At 72.3% G+C, this 16896-nt stretch carries 14 protein-coding genes and 1 tRNA gene; 9 read left to right on the top strand and 6 right to left on the bottom strand.

The features are described 5' to 3' along the window. Positions 1-5 precede the first annotated feature (5 nt). The 5 genes from UW392_RS42510 to UW392_RS42530 all read left to right on the top strand — a co-directional run bounded on the left by UW392_RS42510 (position 6) and on the right by UW392_RS42530 (position 6929). Positions 6-1979, top strand: coding sequence for a copper resistance CopC/CopD family protein (locus tag UW392_RS42510; RefSeq protein WP_320780647.1), 1974 nt, complete (start codon positions 6-8; stop codon positions 1977-1979). An 8-nt stretch (positions 1980-1987) separates the two neighbouring features. Continuing rightward, a complete protein-coding gene (gene efeB / locus UW392_RS42515; protein ID WP_320780648.1) occupies positions 1988-3295 on the top strand; it encodes an iron uptake transporter deferrochelatase/peroxidase subunit in 1308 nt (435 codons plus the stop codon). Positions 3296-3311: 16 nt separating this feature from the next. Continuing rightward, entirely contained in the window at positions 3312-4247 is a 936-nt protein-coding gene (gene pheA / locus UW392_RS42520; protein WP_320780649.1) for a prephenate dehydratase, read from the top strand. Positions 4248-4830: 583 nt separating this feature from the next. Next, the gene (gene serS, locus UW392_RS42525; protein WP_320780650.1) at positions 4831-6108 is read left to right on the top strand and encodes a serine--tRNA ligase; all 1278 of its coding nucleotides are present in this window, start codon (positions 4831-4833) and stop codon (positions 6106-6108) included. Next, positions 6105-6929 carry an HAD family hydrolase gene (locus UW392_RS42530; protein ID WP_320780651.1) on the top strand — a complete coding sequence of 275 codons (825 nt, stop codon included), beginning with the start codon at positions 6105-6107 and terminating at the stop codon, positions 6927-6929. The genes serS and UW392_RS42530 overlap by 4 nt, the downstream gene beginning before the upstream one ends. Before the next feature lie 204 nt (positions 6930-7133). Here UW392_RS42530 and UW392_RS42535 read toward each other — a convergent pair. From UW392_RS42535 to UW392_RS42555, 5 genes are all read right to left on the bottom strand, one after another. Next, positions 7134-7242, bottom strand: a tRNA-OTHER gene (locus tag UW392_RS42535). 286 nt (positions 7243-7528) lie between these two features. Next, positions 7529-8248, bottom strand: a complete 720-nt coding sequence (locus UW392_RS42540; RefSeq protein WP_320780652.1) for an ABC transporter permease — start codon at positions 8246-8248, stop codon at positions 7529-7531. 13 nt (positions 8249-8261) lie between these two features. After that, the gene (locus tag UW392_RS42545; protein WP_320780653.1) at positions 8262-9173 is read right to left on the bottom strand and encodes an ABC transporter ATP-binding protein; all 912 of its coding nucleotides are present in this window, start codon (positions 9171-9173) and stop codon (positions 8262-8264) included. Further along, positions 9170-10090, bottom strand: coding sequence for an ABC transporter permease (locus UW392_RS42550; protein ID WP_320780654.1), 921 nt, complete (start codon positions 10088-10090; stop codon positions 9170-9172). The genes UW392_RS42545 and UW392_RS42550 overlap by 4 nt, the downstream gene beginning before the upstream one ends. Beyond that, positions 10080-11039, bottom strand: coding sequence for an ABC transporter ATP-binding protein (locus tag UW392_RS42555; RefSeq protein WP_320780689.1), 960 nt, complete (start codon positions 11037-11039; stop codon positions 10080-10082). The genes UW392_RS42550 and UW392_RS42555 overlap by 11 nt, the downstream gene beginning before the upstream one ends. A gap of 219 nt (positions 11040-11258) precedes the next feature. Here UW392_RS42555 and UW392_RS42560 point away from each other — a divergent pair, with 219 nt between their 5' ends. The 4 genes from UW392_RS42560 to UW392_RS42575 all read left to right on the top strand — a co-directional run bounded on the left by UW392_RS42560 (position 11259) and on the right by UW392_RS42575 (position 15686). Next, the gene (locus UW392_RS42560; protein ID WP_320780655.1) at positions 11259-13016 is read left to right on the top strand and encodes an SDR family oxidoreductase; all 1758 of its coding nucleotides are present in this window, start codon (positions 11259-11261) and stop codon (positions 13014-13016) included. A gap of 141 nt (positions 13017-13157) precedes the next feature. Continuing rightward, the gene (locus tag UW392_RS42565) at positions 13158-13721 is read left to right on the top strand and encodes an RNA 2'-phosphotransferase (protein WP_320780656.1); all 564 of its coding nucleotides are present in this window, start codon (positions 13158-13160) and stop codon (positions 13719-13721) included. 75 nt (positions 13722-13796) lie between these two features. Beyond that, a complete protein-coding gene (locus UW392_RS42570; protein WP_320780657.1) occupies positions 13797-14699 on the top strand; it encodes an LLM class flavin-dependent oxidoreductase in 903 nt (300 codons plus the stop codon). A gap of 123 nt (positions 14700-14822) precedes the next feature. Next, the gene (locus UW392_RS42575) at positions 14823-15686 is read left to right on the top strand and encodes a Cof-type HAD-IIB family hydrolase (RefSeq protein ID WP_320780658.1); all 864 of its coding nucleotides are present in this window, start codon (positions 14823-14825) and stop codon (positions 15684-15686) included. 48 nt (positions 15687-15734) lie between these two features. Here UW392_RS42575 and UW392_RS42580 read toward each other — a convergent pair whose 3' ends face one another. Next, positions 15735-16772, bottom strand: coding sequence for a M23 family metallopeptidase (locus tag UW392_RS42580; RefSeq protein WP_320780659.1), 1038 nt, complete (start codon positions 16770-16772; stop codon positions 15735-15737). Positions 16773-16896: the final 124 nt, after the last annotated feature.

Here is a 16896-nt window from a genome sequence, read left to right on the forward strand (position 1 = left end):
CCACCTTGACGCCGACCATCGCCCCACGCGTCCGGACACTGGCGCTGCTGCTCCTGGCCGCGGTCTGCGCACTGCTCGCGGGTGCCGGCCCGGCCTCCGCGCACGCCGCGCTGACCGGCAGCGACCCCCAGCAGGGGGCGGTGGTCGACCAGGCCCCGGCCCGCGTCTCCCTGACGTTCTCCGAGTCGGTCTCCATGGACGACGACTCCCTGCGCGTCCTCGACCCCAAGGGTGCCCGCGTCGACGACGGCGCACCGGCCAACGTCAGCGGCACCACCTACGGCGTCGCCCTGCACTCCGGCCTCCCGGACGGCACGTACACGGTCACCTACCAGGTCGTGTCCGCCGACAGCCACCCCGTCGCCGGTGCCTTCACCTTCTCCGTCGGCGCCCCGTCGAAGACCACGGTGACCGCCGCCGACCAGCAGGCGGGCGGCGGGACCGTCGGCTGGCTGTACGGCCTCGGCCGCTACGTCGCCTACGCCGGGTTCGCCGTGCTGGTGGGCGGCGCCGCGTTCGTCCTCGCCTGCTGGCCGAGCGGCTCCGGCGTACGGACCGTGCAGCGGGTGGTCGTCTCCGGGTGGCTCGCGCTCACCGCCGCGACCCTCGGCATGCTCCTGCTGCGCGGCTCCTACACCGGCTCCGGGAAGCTCGGCGACGTCTTCGACCTGGAGCTGCTCGGCCAGGTACTCCAGACCAAGACCGGCGCGGCGCTCGTCTCCCGGCTGCTGCTGCTCGCCGCGGCGGCGCTGTTCGTCGCGGTGCTCTTCGGGGCTCACGACAAGCGGGAGGACGCGGAGAAGAAGGACCTGACGTTCGGGCTGGCGCTCGGCGGTACCGTCGTCGCCGTCGGGCTCGCCGCGACCTGGGCCATGGCCGAGCACGCCTCGGTCGGTCTCCAGCCGGGCCTCGCCATGCCGGCCGACGTCGTCCATCTCCTCGCCGTCGCCGCCTGGCTCGGCGGGCTCACCACACTGCTCGTCGCCCTCTACAAGGCGCCCGCGGAGACCCCGGTGGAGGCCGACGCCGTCCACCGGTTCTCCCGGGTCGCCTTCGGCAGCGTCGTCGCGCTGGTCGTCACCGGCGTCTACCAGTCCTGGCGGCAGCTGGGCTCCTGGTCGGCCTTCACCGACACGCGGTACGGACAGCTGCTGCTGGTCAAGCTGGTCCTCGTGGCGGTGCTCGTCGGCATCGCCTCCCTGTCCCGGCGGTGGACGGCCCGGCTGGCCGACGGGGTGGCGGCGGTGCCGCGGCCGCGGGAGAAGCAGACGGTGGCCGCCACGACGGGCAACCCGTCCGGTGCCCGTGCCGGTGGGAACAGGGCCGGCGGGAGAGGAGCCGACGGGAAGGGAGCCGACGGGAAGGGGGCCGGTACCGCCGGCAAGACCCCCGCCGGTGCCAAGCGCGCCGCCCAGCTCGCCCGGCAGCGGGCCGCCGTGGACGCCGCCCGGCAGAAGCGGCTGCGCGACGGCGACCCCCACCGCTTCGGCCTGCGCCGCTCGGTCCTCGCCGAGGCCGGTGTCGCCGTCGTCCTCCTCGCCGTCACCACCGTCCTGACCCAGACCGAACCGGGCCGCACCGAGCAGGAGGCCGAGGCCGCCACCTCCGCCGCGGCCTCGGCCGACACCTCGGCCTCGGGGGCGGTCACCCTGGACATGCCGTTCGACACCGGCGGCGAGAACGGCGAGGGCGTCATACGCGTCGAGATCGACCCCGCGCGCGTGGGCGCCAACGACGTCCACGTCTACGTCGAGGACCCGGACGGCCGCGCCGTGGACATCCCCGAGGTGAAGATCGCCTTCACCCTGGAGACCAAGGACATCGGGCCGCTGCCCGTCGCCCCCGACCACATCACCACCGGACACTGGTCGGCGAGCGACGTACAGCTCCCCATGGCCGGCGACTGGAAGGTCGCCGCGACCGTGCGGACCTCCGACATCGACCAGGTCACCGTCTCCAAGAACGCCCAGATCGGCTGAACCGCACCATGACTGAACAGTCCGTTCCGGAGGCCCGTACGCGCGACGCCGACGCCGACGCCGTCGACGAAGCCGCCCCCCGGACCACCGCACCCGCCGACGGCATCTCACGGCGCCGCCTCCTCGGCACCGCCGGCGCCACCGGGCTCGTCCTCGGCGCGGCGGGCGCCGCCGCGGGGTACGCCGCCGCCCCCGCCGAGGCCACCCCGCTGACCTCGCTGGGCAGCGGGCAGGTGATGTTTCACGGGAAACATCAGCCCGGCATCACCACCCCGACGCAGGCCCGGGGCCACCTCGTCGCCTTCGACCTGACGGCGGGCGCCGGACGCAAGGAGGCGGCCGCGCTGCTGCGCCGCTGGTCCGGCACGGCCCGGCGGCTGATGGTGGGCGAGGCGGCCGCGTCCGGCGACACGGACGTCGCCCGGGACGCCGGGCCCTCCTCCCTCACCGTCACCTTCGGGTTCGGTCACAGCTTCTTCGGCCGGACCGGACTGGAGAAGCAGCGCCCCGTCTCCCTCGACCCGCTGCCCGACTTCTCCTCCGACCACCTCGACAAGAACCGCAGCAACGGCGACCTCTGGGTGCAGATCGGCGCCGACGACGCCCTCGTCGCCTTCCACGCCCTGCGCGCCCTTCAGAAGGACGCCGGATCGGCCGTCCGCGTCCGCTGGCAGATGAACGGCTTCAACCGCTCGCCGGGCGCCACCGCCCACCCCATGACCGTCCGCAACCTCATGGGCCAGGTCGACGGCACCCGTAACCCCAAGCCCTCGGAGAGCGACTTCGACCAGCGGATCTGGGTACCGGAGTCCGGCTCGCAGGACCCCTCCTGGATGGCGAACGGCTCCTACGCCGTCGTACGCCGCATCCGCATGCTCCTCGACGACTGGGAGGAGCTGTCGGCCAAGGAGCAGGAGGACGTCATCGGCCGCCGCAAGGCCGACGGGGCACCGCTCACCGGCGGCGGCGAGACCACCGAGATGGAGCTGGAGAAGACGGACAAGGCCGGGAACCTGGTCGTCCCGCTCAACGCCCACGCCCGTATCACCCGCCCCGACCAGAACGGCGGCGCGGCCATGCTGCGCCGGCCCTTCTCCTTCCACGACGGCATAGACACCGACGGCGTCCCCGACGCGGGGCTGCTCTTCGTCTGCTGGCAGGCCGACCCGCTGCGCGGCTTCGTGCCGGTCCAGCGCAAACTCGACCGGGGCGACGCCCTGTCGGCGTTCATCCGGCACGAGGCGAGCGGCCTGTTCGCGGTGCCGGGCGGAGCCACCGGAGACGGGTACGTGGGGCAGCCGCTGCTGGAGGGATGAGCACTAGGGTGAGGCCATGCCAGCCAGTTACGCGTATCTCGGCCCCGAAGGCACCTTCACGGAAGTCGCCCTGCGTACCCTCCCGGAGGCGGCGACCCGCGAGCTGGTGCCCTACGTCTCCGTGCAGTCCGCGCTCGACGCGGTGCGCGTCGGGGAGGCCGAGGCCGCGTTCGTACCGATCGAGAACTCCGTCGAGGGCGGCATCACCACCACCCTCGACGAGCTGGTCACCGGCCGGCCGCTGATGATCTACCGCGAGGTGCTTCTCTCCATCACCTTCGCGCTGCTGGTGCGGCCCGGCACCGCGCTGTCCGACATCAAGACCGTCACGGCCCACCCGGCCGCCCAGCCGCAGGTGCGCAACTGGCTGAAGGCTCACCTCCCCGACGTCGCCTGGGAGTCCGCCGCCTCCAACGCGGACGGCGCCCGCCTGGTGCAGGAGGGCCGGTACGACGCCGCCTTCGCCGGCGAGTTCGCCGCCGCCCGGTACGGCCTGGAGGCCCTGGAGACCGGCATCCACGACTCGCCGGAGACCGCGCAGACCCGGTTCGTCCTGGTGGGCCGCCCCGCCCGGCCGGCCGCACCGTCCGGCGCGGACAAGACGTCCGTCGTGATCTGGCAGCGGGACGACCACCCCGGCGGCCTGCGCGACCTGCTCGGCGAGTTCGCCACCCGGGGCATCAACCTGATGCTGCTGCAGTCCCGTCCCACCGGCGCCGGCATCGGCAACTACTGCTTCTGCATCGACGCCGAGGGGCACATCTCCGACCGCAGGGTGGCCGAGGCCCTGATGGGGCTGAAGCGGATCTGCCTCCAGGTGCGCTTCCTCGGCTCGTACCCGCGGGCGGGGGTGAGCCTCGCGGACGTGCGTCCGACCTCTCCGGGGACGTCGGACGACGAGTTCGTGGCCGCGGCGGAGTGGGTCGCGCGCTGCCAGGACGGGCGGTTCTGAGCAGGGGCCGGCATGGTTCCGAGCACGGTTCGGCGGGCCGTTCCGCAGATCGCCTCGCGGGCCGGGTTATCCACAGAAGTTATCCACAGGCTGTACGGCCTGGTGGGGACAAGTCGACAACAAATCGCCACCCAGTCGACAAATCGGCCTCCGGGCCGCATCTCCGTCCACAGAGCCGCAGGTCACCCTTCGTCCACCTGTTTCTTGCCCGCCATCCTCCGGAGTGACCCGTTTCCACTCGAAAGTGGGCCGGTGAAGGGTTTGGGAAGAGAATTCCACGGCCCGGTCGGAGGATTAGGAACGATCGCTTCCGAAGTCCACAGAACTTGCGCACAGCCTGTGGATAACTTGCCCCCATCCCCGGTTCCTGTGGACAGCCATGCCCCAAGTCCCCTGCACCGCAAGGCGATCCGGTCAACGCGCACCCCGCCTTCTGCCTCGTTCCAGGGAATGAGACGCTTTTTATTGACGGAGGGGATCAGCAGGCACATTCCGCACATAACGGAACGCTTCTCCCCTCCCGGTCCGCCGCCGGTCAATACGGAGTCGATCGCCGTCACCGCGCACCGGTAGCCTTGACCGCGTGATTGACCTTCGCCTGCTCCGTGAGGACCCCGACCGTGTGCGCGCCTCCCAGCGTGCCCGTGGAGAGGACGTCGCGCTCGTCGACTCCCTCCTCTCCGCCGATGAGCGGCGCAGGTCGTCCGGCGTCCGCTTCGACGAGCTGCGCAACGAGCAGAAGGGCCTCGGCAAGCTCATCGGCAAGGCCACCGGCGACGAGAAGGCCGAGCTGCTGAAGCGCGCGAGCCAGCTCGCCGCCGACGTCAAGGCCGCCGACGCCGAGCGCGACGCCGCCGACGCCGAGACCCAGGCGCTGCTGCAGAGGCTCGGCAACCTGGTCCACCCCGACGTCCCCGTGGGCGGCGAGGAGGACTTCGTCACCCTGGAGACGCACGGCACCCACCGCGACTTCGCCGCCGAGGGCTTCGAGCCCAAGGACCACCTGGAGCTGGGCCAGCTGCTCGGCGCCATCGACGTCGAGCGCGGCGCCAAGGTCTCCGGCTCCCGCTTCTACTTCCTGACCGGTGTCGGCGCCCTCCTGGAGCTGGCCCTGGTCAACGCGGCGATCGCGCAGGCCACGGCGGCCGGCTTCACGCCGATGCTGACCCCGGCGCTGGTCCGCCCGCAGTCGATGGCCGGCACCGGCTTCCTCGGCCAGGCCGCGCAGGACGTCTACCACCTCGACAAGGACGACCTGTACCTGGTCGGCACCTCCGAGGTCCCCCTCGCCGCGTACCACATGGACGAGATCCTCGAAGCCGACCGGCTGCCGCTGCGCTACGCAGGCTTCTCGCCCTGCTTCCGCCGCGAGGCCGGTTCGCACGGCAAGGACACCCGGGGCATCTTCCGCGTCCACCAGTTCGACAAGGTCGAGATGTTCTCCTATGTCCTCCCCGAGGACGCGCAGGCCGAGCACCAGCGCCTCCTGGAGTGGGAGAAGCAGTGGCTGACCTCGCTGGAGCTGCCGTTCCGCGTCATCGACGTGGCCTCGGCGGACCTCGGCGCGTCGGCGGCCCGCAAGTTCGACTGCGAGGCGTGGATCCCCACGCAGGGCAAGTACCGCGAGCTGACCTCGACCTCGGACTGCACCGAGTTCCAGTCCCGGCGTCTGTCGATCCGGGTGCGCGAGGACAAGAAGGTGCGCCCGCTCGCCACGCTCAACGGCACGCTGTGCGCCGTACCGCGCACGATCGTGGCGATCCTGGAGAACCACCAGCAGGCCGACGGTTCGGTGCGGGTGCCCGAGGTGCTCCGTCCGTACCTGGGCGGCCGTGAGGTGCTGGAGCCGGTGGGCAAGTGAGCGACAGCCCCTCCGGTACGGGTTTCCCGTACCGCCTCGTCGCGACCGACCTCGACGGCACGCTGCTGCGCGGTGACGACACGGTCTCCCGGCGCACCCGGGACGCGCTCGCCGCGGCCACCGCGGCGGGTGCCGCCCACATCGTGGTCACCGGCCGCGCGGTCCCGTGGACCCGGCACGTCCTGGACGACCTCGGCTACGAGGGTCTGGCCGTCTGCGGGCAGGGCGCGCAGGTCTACCACGCCGGTGAGCACCGTCTGCTGACCTCGGTCACGCTCGACCGGCAGCTCGCCGGGGTGGCGCTGGCCAAGATCGAGGCGGAGACCGGTCCGCTGTACCTGGCGGCCAGCCGCGACGGGCTGGACGGCGAGGTCATGGTCGGTCCCGGTTACGAGGTCGGGGGCACCCTTCCGGGGACGCCGTTCACGGACGCCTCCGACCTGTGGTCGGCGCCGCTGAACAAGATTTACATCCAGCATCCGACGCTGTCCGACGACGAGCTGGCGGAGGTGGCGCGGCGTGCCGCGGGCGGTTTCGTCACGGTCGTCGTGGCGGGTGCGGGGATCGTCGAACTGCTGCCGCTGGGGCTGTCGAAGGCGACGGGGCTGTCGCTGGCGGCGCGCCGGCTGAAGCTGAAGGCGGCGGACACCGTCGCCTTCGGTGACATGCCCAACGACGTGCCGATGTTCGCCTGGGCGGCGCACGGCGTGGCGATGGCCAACGCCCACGCCGAGCTGAAGGCGGTGGCGGACGAGGTGACGTCCTCGAACGACGAGGACGGTATCGCGGTGGTACTGGAACGACTGCTCGGCGGAGGCTGAACGCCGGGGCCTCGACCGCTCGGCGGAGGCTGAACACCCGACCACCCTGCCGCGCTGGCGAGAACCGCATGCCGGACCACTGCCGCTCGGCTCAGGCTGAACGCCCGGCCCGGCCGCTTCGCGGAAGCTGAGCGCCCGATCTCGCCGCTGGCGAGAACCGGGCACCGGGCCCCGGCCGCTCGGCGGGAGCCGAGTGGGCGGCCGTGGCGGAGGATGCACGGATCGAACGTGCGCGGGTCTCCAGGACCCGACCCGGGCCCGCCACCGGATTGCTCCGGGGCGGGCCGGTGCCTTGCCACTCGGCCGATCCTCCGGGTGGGCGGCCCACGCGAATGCCGTGCACCGCGTGCTCGAAGCGGCCGCCCCGGACGGCTCCTGTGCCAGACGGACTCGACGGAGGGCAGTGACTACTCCGGAGCCCGCCGCGGGCCGTCCTGTCGGGAGCGGGACGGACTGCCGTGCATGGACATCGCCCCGCTCCTCTCCCGGTCCCCGGCGCCTGTGTGGCGCGGCGGCTCGTGCATGTCACCAGTGTGCGAAACGGACGCGGCGGACGCCACCGAATAAAAACGGCGTACGGCCGTGCGGGCCGGGCTCGTTCACTCCTCCCCGGCGAGGGTGAGGGAGCGCAGCTTCTGACCTGCGTACCAGGTGGCCAGGACGGTCACCAGGACGAGCAGGACCGTCGCGGTGGGCAGGCCGACGTCGGAGGTGACCAGATCACCGCCGGCGACGTCCTGGGCGACGGCGAGCGACCACTGCTGGACGCTGAGAGTGCGGGCGCCGGGCACCAGGGAGCCGAAGAGGGCCTCCCAGACCAGTGCGTAGACGAGGCCGAAGACCACCGCGTGCCGGGAGACCGTGCCGAGGAGCAGGAAGAGCGCGGCGTAGGCGATCGAGGCGACGAGCGCCGCGACGGTGTAGGCGACGGCGACCTGCTGGCCGTTGCCGTTGAGGATCAGGCCCGCCAGGAGGGTCGGCAGGGCGGAGAAGGCCATGGTCACGGCGATGGCGACGATCAGCTTGGTGAAGATGATCGTGGGCCTTTTGACCGGCTTGGACAGCAGGTAGACCACGGAGCCGTCGTCGATCTCGGGACCGATGGCACCCGTGCCGGCGATGACGCCGATGATCGGCACCATGGTGGCGAGGGCGAAGCCGCCGAGGACGTCCGCGGCGGTCTGGTCGTCGGCGCCGGTCAGGGCGCGTACGGCGACGGCGATGACGAGCAGCAGCAGGGGCAGGGCGGCCAGGATGAGGGCCCGGCGGCGGCCGAGCAGAGCCCGGTAGGTGAGCCGGGCGACGGTGGGGTCGTACATGTTTTTCGGCCTCCTACGCCGCGACGAGGTACGAGAAGACGGACTCCAGGGACTCGTCGGACGGCGAGACCGTGAGCAGCCGGATGCCGTGGTCGCGGGCGACCCGGGGCAGCAGGGCCGTGAACCGGGCGAAGTCGACGGCCTGGACGCGCAGGGCGCCCTCGGCGTGGTCGACCTCGATGCCGGAGGTGGACGGGTCGGCGATGAGGGCCGCCGCGAGGGCCCGGTCGTCGCTGGAGCGGACCAGATAGCGGTGGGGCCGGTCGGTCATCAGGCGGCGGATCTTGCGGAAGTCGCCGCTGGCCGCGTGGCGGCCGGCGACGACGACCTCGATGTGCCAGGCGAGCTGTTCGACCTCTTCGAGGATGTGGGAGGAGAACAGGACCGTGCGGCCCTCCTCTCCCATGCGGCGCAGCAGTTCCATGAGCTGCATGCGCTGGCGGGGGTCCATGCCGTTGAACGGTTCGTCGAGGAGGAGCAGCGAGGGATCGTGCACGAGGGCGCTGGCCATCTTCACGCGCTGGCGCATGCCCTTGGAGTAGGTGGCGATCTTGCGGTCCTGGGCGTACTCCATCTCGACGGTGGCGAGGGCCCTCTGGGCCGCCTTCGCGCCGAGGCCGTGGAGTTCGGCGTTGGCGAGGACGAACTCCTTGCCGGTGAGGAAGTCGTACATGGCCTCGCGTTCGGGCACGATGCCGATGTGCCGGTAGATGGCCTCGTTGCGCCAGACGGGCTGTCCGTCGAGGGTGACGGTGCCGGTGGAGGGGGCGAGGAAACCGCCCATCATGTTGATGAGGGTGGACTTGCCCGCGCCGTTGGGGCCGAGGAGGCCGGTGACGCCTGGGCCGATCGTCATGGTGACGTCGTTGACGGCGACGACGTTGCCGAACCAGCGGGAGACGTGGTCGATGGTCAAGGTAGTCACAGGCCCACCTTCTTGTAGCGGCGGATCAGGAGGGCGTAGGCGCCGGCGATCAGGCCGAGGGTGACGAGGACGTAGACCAGGCCCTCCCCGGTGCCGGGGCCGTGGCCGCCGGGGAAGGCGGAGGGGGCGCCGAGGAAGGCGGACTGCACGCCGTCGATGAGGGTGATCGGCGAGAACAGGCCGATCCAGGCGACGGCGCCGGAGCTGCTCTGGACGTCCGCGATGGCCTGGAGGGTGGAGACCGCGCCGTAGCTGATGGTCAGTACGGCGATGACGGCGGCGATGCCGAAGCCGCGGCGCGGCGTGACCGAGGCGACGACCAGGCCGATGCCGGAGAACAGGAGCGAGAGCAGGGCCACGGAGACCAGTCCCTGGGCGAATCCCTTGGTCTGGTCGGCGAAGTCGAGCTTGGCGAGCAGCGCGCCGATGTACAGGACCAGCAGGGGGGCGGCGGTGAGGATGAAGAGGGCCGAGGCGAGCGCCGCGTACTTGGCGCGGACGTAGTCGGAGGTTTCGATCGGCCGTGAGAAGTAAAGGGGCACGGTCTTGAAGCGGAGGTCCCGGGAGACCGACTGGGGTGCCTGTGAGGCGATGTAGAGGCTGATGACGGCCTGGAGGACGATCGCGTAGCGCGTGTAGGTGAGGGGCAGGTCATTGGCCTTGGTGACGACGGCGACGGCGACCATGATCCCGGCGGGCAGGCACATCACCACGAACAGCAGCATGGGCAGGACCTTGGACTTGACCGAGCGGCCGAGTCCGTAGGCGCCGCGCAGCGACTGCGAGTAGAGCGAGCGGCGGGCGTAGGCGCGGCCGAGGCGGGGGCCGTCGTAGGCGCGGTAGCCGATGTTGTGGATGCGGGTCTTCTCGCCCGGGGCAGCGGCTGTGGCGGCGGCTGTGGGCTGCTCAGTTGCCATGGAGGGCGGCCTCCTTCGGTGCGGCGTCGTCCTTGAAGACCTCCGCGATGTGGTGCCGGCGCTGTTCCATGCGGACCAGGCCGAGTCCGAGGTCGGCGATGACGTCCCGGACGATGTCGTGGGTCTCCTCGCCGGTGGCGGTGAGCAGCAGGACGTGGCCGGCGCCGGGCAGCCCGCTGCCGTCCTCGACGCTCACCCCGCGCGCGTGGAGCGCGTCGCGCACCGCGCGGGTGCCGTCGGGGTGGTCGTCGGTGTCGGTGACCTCGATCGCGAGGGTGGTCGTGGACTGTGTGAAGTCCGTGGTGGAGCTGGCGCGCAGCAGTTTGCCGCCGTCCACGACGACGACGTGGTCGCAGGTGCGTTCCAGCTCGCCCAGGAGGTGGGAGGTGACGAGCACCGAGATGCCGAAGTCGGTGTGGATGCGGCGGATCAGGCCGAGCATCTCGTCGCGGCCGACCGGGTCGAGGCCGTTGGTGGGCTCGTCGAGGAAGACCAGCTGGGGGTCGTGGACGAGGGCCTGCGCGAGCTTCACGCGCTGCTTCATGCCGGTGGAGTAGCCGCCGATGGGGCGGTACCGCTCCTCGTAGAGGCCGACGTGGCGCAGGGTGTCCGCGGTGCGTTCGCGGGCGGCGGTGGGCGGCAGGCCGGACATCCGGGCCATGTGCACGACGAACTCGGTGGCCGAGACGTCGGGCGGCAGGCAGTCGTGTTCCGGCATGTAGCCGACGCGCTCGCGGATGGCGGCGCCCTTGGTGGCGACGTCGAGTCCGAGCACCTCGGCGCGGCCCTCCGTGGCGGGGGACAGCCCCAGCAGGATCTTGATGAGCGTGGACTTGCCGGCTCCGTTGGCTCCGACGAGCCCGGTCACACCGGGTCCGACGTCCACGGAGAGCCGGTCGAGTGCGGTCGCCCGGGGGAACCGCTTGCTCAGGCTTTCGGTCGCGATCACAGTCACGTCGTCGACGGTAGTGACGCGGGCCACGCCGGTCGTCACCCCGCAGGGCCGTCTTGGCCTCGTACTCCAGACGTACGGGGCCCTAGGGGGACCCTGCCTGAGGGCTACGGCGGGCGGGCGCCGCGCCGGACACGCGGACCGCACACCCTGTTGACGCGCCGTCTAACGACTGGGACTCTCGGCACCGTCGTACCGCGCGGGGACGGAGGAGACATGACGGGTTTCGAGGGGGCGCGCGAGCGCCGGGTGCGGACGGGCGGGGTCGAGCTGTGCGTGGCGGAACTGGGGGATCCCGAGCGGCCGACGGTGGTCCTCGTCCACGGCTACCCGGACAGCAAGGAGGTCTGGTCCGAGGTGGCCGACCGCCTCGCGGGCCGGTTCCACGTCGTCGCCTACGACGTCCGGGGCCACGGCGGGTCCACGGCGCCCGTACCGCTGCGCGGCGGGTTCACTCTGGAGAAGCTGACGGACGACTTCCTGGCCGTCGCGGACGCGGTCAGCCCCGGCCGGCCGGTGCACCTGGTCGGACACGACTGGGGTTCGGTGCAGTCCTGGGAGTTCACGACGGCCCGGCGCACCGCGGGCCGGATCGCGTCCTTCACCTCCCTGTCGGGGCCGTCCCTCGACCACCTCGGGCACTGGATGGCGGAGCGCGTGAAGCGCCCCACCCCGCGCCGGGTCGGCCAGCTCCTCGGCCAGGCCGTCAGGTCCTGGTACGTGTACGCGCTGCACACGCCCGTCCTGCCCGAACTGGCCTGGCGCGGCCCCCTCGGCAGGCGCTGGCCGGGCGTCCTCGGCCGCGTCGAACGGGTGCCCGCCGGGGACTATCCGACGGCGTCCCTGCCGCGCGACGCGGCGCACGGCACATGGCTCTACCGCGACAACGTACGGTCCCGGCTGCGTGCCCCACGCTCCGACGCGTACGCCCACGCGCCCGTGCAGCTCGTCACGCCCCTGGCGGACGCGTACCTCTCCGAGCGGCTCTACGACGGACTGGAGCGGTGGGTGCCGGAGCTGACCCGCCGTACCCTGTCCGCCCGGCACTGGGTCCCGCGCACCCGCCCGGACCTGCTGTCGACATGGATCACGGAGTTCGTCTCGGCCGTCGAGGACGGCCGGCCGGAACCGGCCGCCCGGGGGAGGCACGCCGAGCGGTTCGGCGGGCAGCTCGTCCTGGTGACGGGGGCGGGCAGCGGCATAGGCCGGGCCACGGCGCTGGCGTTCGCCGCGGCCGGCGCGCGCGTGATCGCCGTCGACCGGGACGGCGAGGCCGCGGCGCGCACCGCGGAGCGGGCACGCACGGCCGGTGCCCCGGAGGCCTGGGCCGAGACCGCCGACGTCTCCGACGAGCAGGCGATGGAGCAGCTCGCCGGGAAGGCCGACGCCGAGTACGGCGTGCCGGACGTCCTGGTGAACAACGCCGGGATCGGCCTGTCCGGCTCCTTCTTCGCCACCACGCCGGAGGACTGGAAGGAGGTCCTCGACGTCAATCTGTGGGGCGTGATCCACGGGTGCCGGCTCTTCGGACGGCGGATGGCCGACCGCGGTCAGGGCGGTCACATCGTCAACGTCGCGTCGGCGGCGGCCTACCAGCCCTCGCGGCTGCTGCCCGCGTACGGCACCTCCAAGGCGGCCGTGCTGATGCTGAGCGAGTGCCTGCGCGCCGAACTGGCCGGCCGGGGCATCGGCGTCACTGCGGTCTGCCCCGGGGTCGTCGATACGGGGATCACCTCGACGGCACGGTTCGCCGGGGCCGGCGCGGCCGAGGAACGACGGCGGCAGCGGCGGACGGCCCGGCTGTACGGGCTGCGCGGCTATCCGCCGGAGAAGGTGGCCGCCGCGATCCTCCAGGCGGTGCTCCGCGACCGTGCGGTGGTCCCGGTCACGCCGGAGGCGCGGGTGTCCCGGCTGCTGTCCCGCTTCGCGCCGGGCGCGCTGCGGTCGCTGGCGCGGGTCAATCCTCGTCTGTGAGCGAGGACTTGGGCACCGTGCGGGTGCGGGTTCTCCACAGGAAGCCCCGCTTTGCCTGTGGATAACACCGCTTGGCTGTGGACCAAACCTTTCCCTTAAAACCGATCGCGTGATACGCGTCTCCTTCGGCACGCTGTCCGAATGAACGAACGCGATGAACAGGGCTCGGACGACAGACGCACCGTGAAGGTGTCGAAGTACCTGTCCAAGCACCTACGGCACCAGCCCGAGCGGATCGGGCTGACCCTCGACGAGGGCGGCTGGGTCCGGATCGACACGCTCCTCGCGGCCGCCGCGTCCCACGGTTTCCCCATCGCCCGCGAGGAGCTGCATCACGTCGTCGCCGCCAACGACAAGCAGCGGTTCGCGGTCGACGGCGACCGCATCCGGGCCAGCCAGGGGCAAAGTGTCACCGTCGATCTCGGCCTGCCCCCGGCGACCCCGCCCGCCTTCCTCTACCACGGGACGGTGGCCCGCCATCTGGAGGCGATCCGCGCCGAGGGGCTCCGGCCGATGAACCGGCACGCCGTCCACCTCTCGCCCGACCGGGAGACCGCCACCCGGGTCGGCGCCCGCCACGGCCGGCCGGTGGTGCTGTCGGTGGATGCCGCCGCGATGCACGCCGACGGCCACGTCTTCCAGGTCAGCGCCAACGGGGTGTGGCTGACGGAGGCGGTACCGGCGCGGTATCTGCGTCTTCCCTGAGGCCCGCTCCTGCGCGTATACGGTTCCCGGGTGGGCGTTTCACGTGAAACAGCCGACGCGGCTTAGGCTCGTGTCATGAGCCTGCGCCTGAGCACCGTGATCCTCCCCTACCGCCGGTGGCACGAAGGCGGCCGCGCGGCCTGGACACGGGCCGAGCAGCTCGGCTTCCACGCCGCGTACACCTACGACCACCTGTCCTGGCGGAGCTTCCGGGACGGCCCGTGGTTCGGTGCCGTGCCGACCCTCACCGCCGCCGCGGCGGCCACCGAGCGGATGCGGCTGGGCACCCTGGTGACCTCCCCGAACTTCCGGCACCCGGTCACGCTCGCCAAGGAGCTGATCTCCCTCGACGACATCTCCGGCGGCCGGATCACGCTGGGCATAGGAGCGGGCGGCACCGGGTTCGACGCCACCGCGCTCGGCCAGGAGCCCTGGACGCCGCGCCAGCGCGCCGACCGGTTCGCCGAGTTCCTCGCGCTGCTCGACCGGCTGCTGACCGAGGACGCGGTCTCCTACGAGGGCGACTTCTACGCGGCGCACGAGGCTCGCAACATCCCGGGGTGCGTGCAGCGGCCCCGGCTGCCGTTCGCGGTGGCCGCGACCGGCCCGCGCGGGATGCGGCTCGCCGCCCGGTACGGCCAGGCGTGGGTGACCACCGGCGACCCGAGGCTGTTCGAGGACGGCACGCCCGAGCAGTCGCTGCGGGCCCTGCGGACGCAGACCGAGAAGCTGGCCGACGCCTGCGCGGAGATCGACCGCGACGTGGACGGACTCGACAAGGTGCTGCTCACCGGGTTCACCCCGGACCGCAACCGGCCGCTGGAGTCCCTGGACGCGTTCGTGGACTTCGCCGGACGCCACCGGGAGCTGGGATTCACGGAGATCGCCGTCCACTGGCCGATCCCCGGGTCGGACTTCGCGACCGACGAGAAGGTCTTCGAGCGGATCGCGATGGAGGCGGCGGCCCAGCTGTCCTGAGGCACGAGCGCCGGGATACGCCTGCCCGCGCCGACAGGTACGGGCAGGCGGCACCGATGAGAGCCGCGTCTCACAGATGTGCGGACGCCCGCACGCTCGTGCGGGTTACGTGACAATGGCCCGGTGACCTCAGCGACTCGACAGCCCCAGCCCCCGGCCGCCGCCGCTCGCCCCCGGCTCATCGCCACCGACCTCGACGGCACCCTGCTGCGCGACGACAAGTCAGTCTCGCCCCGCACGGTCGCCGCGCTGTCCGCCGCGGAGAAGGCGGGCATCGAGGTCTTCTTCGTCACCGGACGCCCGGCGCGCTGGATGGACGTCGTCAGCGACCACGTACACGGTCACGGCCTCGCCATCTGTGGGAACGGCGCCGCCGTGGTCGACCTGCACGGCACCGCCCCCCGGTTCGTGAAGGTGCGCGACCTGGCCCGGAAGAACGCCCTGGACACCGTACGGCTGCTGCGCGAGGCGGCTCCCGGCACGGTCTACGCCGTGGAGCAGACGTACGGCTTCAACCAGGAGCCGGACTACCCGAAGCTCCACCTGGAGGTCCCCGACATCCTCCTGTCGGCCGAGGAACTGCTGGGGCCGGACGGTCCCGCTCCCGACGAGCCCGTCCTCAAGATCCTGGCGTTCCACCCCACCATCGACCCGGACGCCTTCCTGACCCTGGCCCGGCTGGCCGTGGGCGACCGCGCCAACGTCACCCGGTCCAGTCCCAGCGCCCTGCTGGAGATCAGCGGCCCGGACGTCTCCAAGGCCAGCACGCTCGCCCTGTGCTGTGCCGAGCGCGGTATCTCGCACGAGGAGGTCGTCGCCTTCGGGGACATGCCGAACGACGTCGAGATGCTCACCTGGGCGGGACAGTCGTACGCCATGGGCAACGCCCACCCCGATGTGGTCGCCGCGGCCTCGGGCCAGACGGTCGCCAACAACGAGGACGGGGTGGCGATCGTGATCGAGCGGATGCTGGAACGCCCCGCCTGACGCTTGACGGTGAAGGGCGGGCGGCGGACAGCGGGCGGTGGCGACGGGTCAGACGGTCACGCCGTGGCGGGCCAGCCACGGCACCGGGTCCAGCGCCGAACCCGTCTCCGGGGTGACGCGTACCTCGAAGTGCAGATGCGGTCCGGTGGAGTTGCCGGTGCTGCCGGACTGCCCGATCCACTGGCCGGTCTCCACCCGGTCGCCCTGGTCGACGGCGAGACCGGCCAGGTGGGCGTATTGCGTGTAGTAGCCGCCGGCGTGCCGGAGCACGACCTGGATGCCGAAGGCGCCGCCGCAGGAGACCTTCACGACCTGTCCGGCGCCGACGGCGCGCACCGGCGTACCGAGGGGCACCGCGAAGTCCTGCCCGGTGTGCCGGTTCGCCCACCGGGACCCACCGCTGCCGAAGGACGCGGACAGGTCGTACGTCTCCACCGGCGCCACCCAGGACCCGGTGAAGTGGAGCTCCGGCTGGTCGATGCGGACGGAGCCGGGGCAGGAACCCGCCGACGCCGACGCCTCCGACCGGCCCCGCAGCCGGGACCGGGCCGCTTCCAGCTTGCGTTCGATCTTCTGCTTGAGGGCGGCCAGTCCGGCGTTCCGCCGCTCCAGTTCCCGCCAGGCGGCCCGCGCCTCCGCCTCGTCGGCGGCGAGCCGCGCCTCGGCCCGCCGGCTCTTGGCGAGGGCGTTGTTGACCGCGAGGTCCGCCCGCCACAGGACCCGTTGGCCGCGCATCAGCCGTTCCGGGTCCTCGGCGAGGAGCATCTGCGCGGTGAGCGGCAGTTGGCCGCCGCCGCGGTACTGGGTGCGTGCGATCCGCCCCAGGTCGTCGTCGAGGACGGCGATCTCCTCGCGCTGCCGGTCCAGCTGCGCCTCGTACCGCTGGGCCTCGGCGCGGCGGGCATCCGCCTCCTGGCGGCCGTTCTCGTAGCGCTGGGTCGCCGCGGCGGCCTCCTGGTAGAGCCGGACCACCTCGGCGCCCGCGTCCGCGTCGCCGTCCCCGTCCGAGCCGGGGCGGGCCGCGAGGACGGCGAGCGCGCACAGCAGCACCGGAACGAGCAGCGGATGACGGCGACGTGAGCGCATGTCAGTGATCGTGGCTTGTGCGGTGCCGCCGGGTCATGCGCGGATCGTGCAGCTGGGCTAGCGGTTGCCGCGCACGGGGGATGTCCGGGCGGACTCGGCGTGTCTACTGCCGACAGGACTCCGC

This window comes from Streptomyces sp. CRN 30, assembly GCF_034105845.1.

Bases quoted from the DNA above. Each gene is read 5' to 3' on its own strand.
- efeB (WP_320780648.1), top strand. From the start codon at position 1,988: ATGACTGAACAGTCCGTTCCGGAGGCCCGTACGCGCGACGCCGACGCC.
- pheA (WP_320780649.1), top strand. From the start codon at position 3,312: ATGCCAGCCAGTTACGCGTATCTCGGCCCCGAAGGCACCTTCACGGAA.
- UW392_RS42540 (WP_320780652.1), bottom strand. From the start codon at position 8,248: ATGTACGACCCCACCGTCGCCCGGCTCACCTACCGGGCTCTGCTCGGC.
- UW392_RS42550 (WP_320780654.1), bottom strand. From the start codon at position 10,090: ATGGCAACTGAGCAGCCCACAGCCGCCGCCACAGCCGCTGCCCCGGGC.
- UW392_RS42560 (WP_320780655.1), top strand. From the start codon at position 11,259: ATGACGGGTTTCGAGGGGGCGCGCGAGCGCCGGGTGCGGACGGGCGGG.
- UW392_RS42565 (WP_320780656.1), top strand. From the start codon at position 13,158: ATGAACGAACGCGATGAACAGGGCTCGGACGACAGACGCACCGTGAAG.
- UW392_RS42570 (WP_320780657.1), top strand. From the start codon at position 13,797: ATGAGCCTGCGCCTGAGCACCGTGATCCTCCCCTACCGCCGGTGGCAC.
- UW392_RS42580 (WP_320780659.1), bottom strand. From the start codon at position 16,772: ATGCGCTCACGTCGCCGTCATCCGCTGCTCGTTCCGGTGCTGCTGTGC.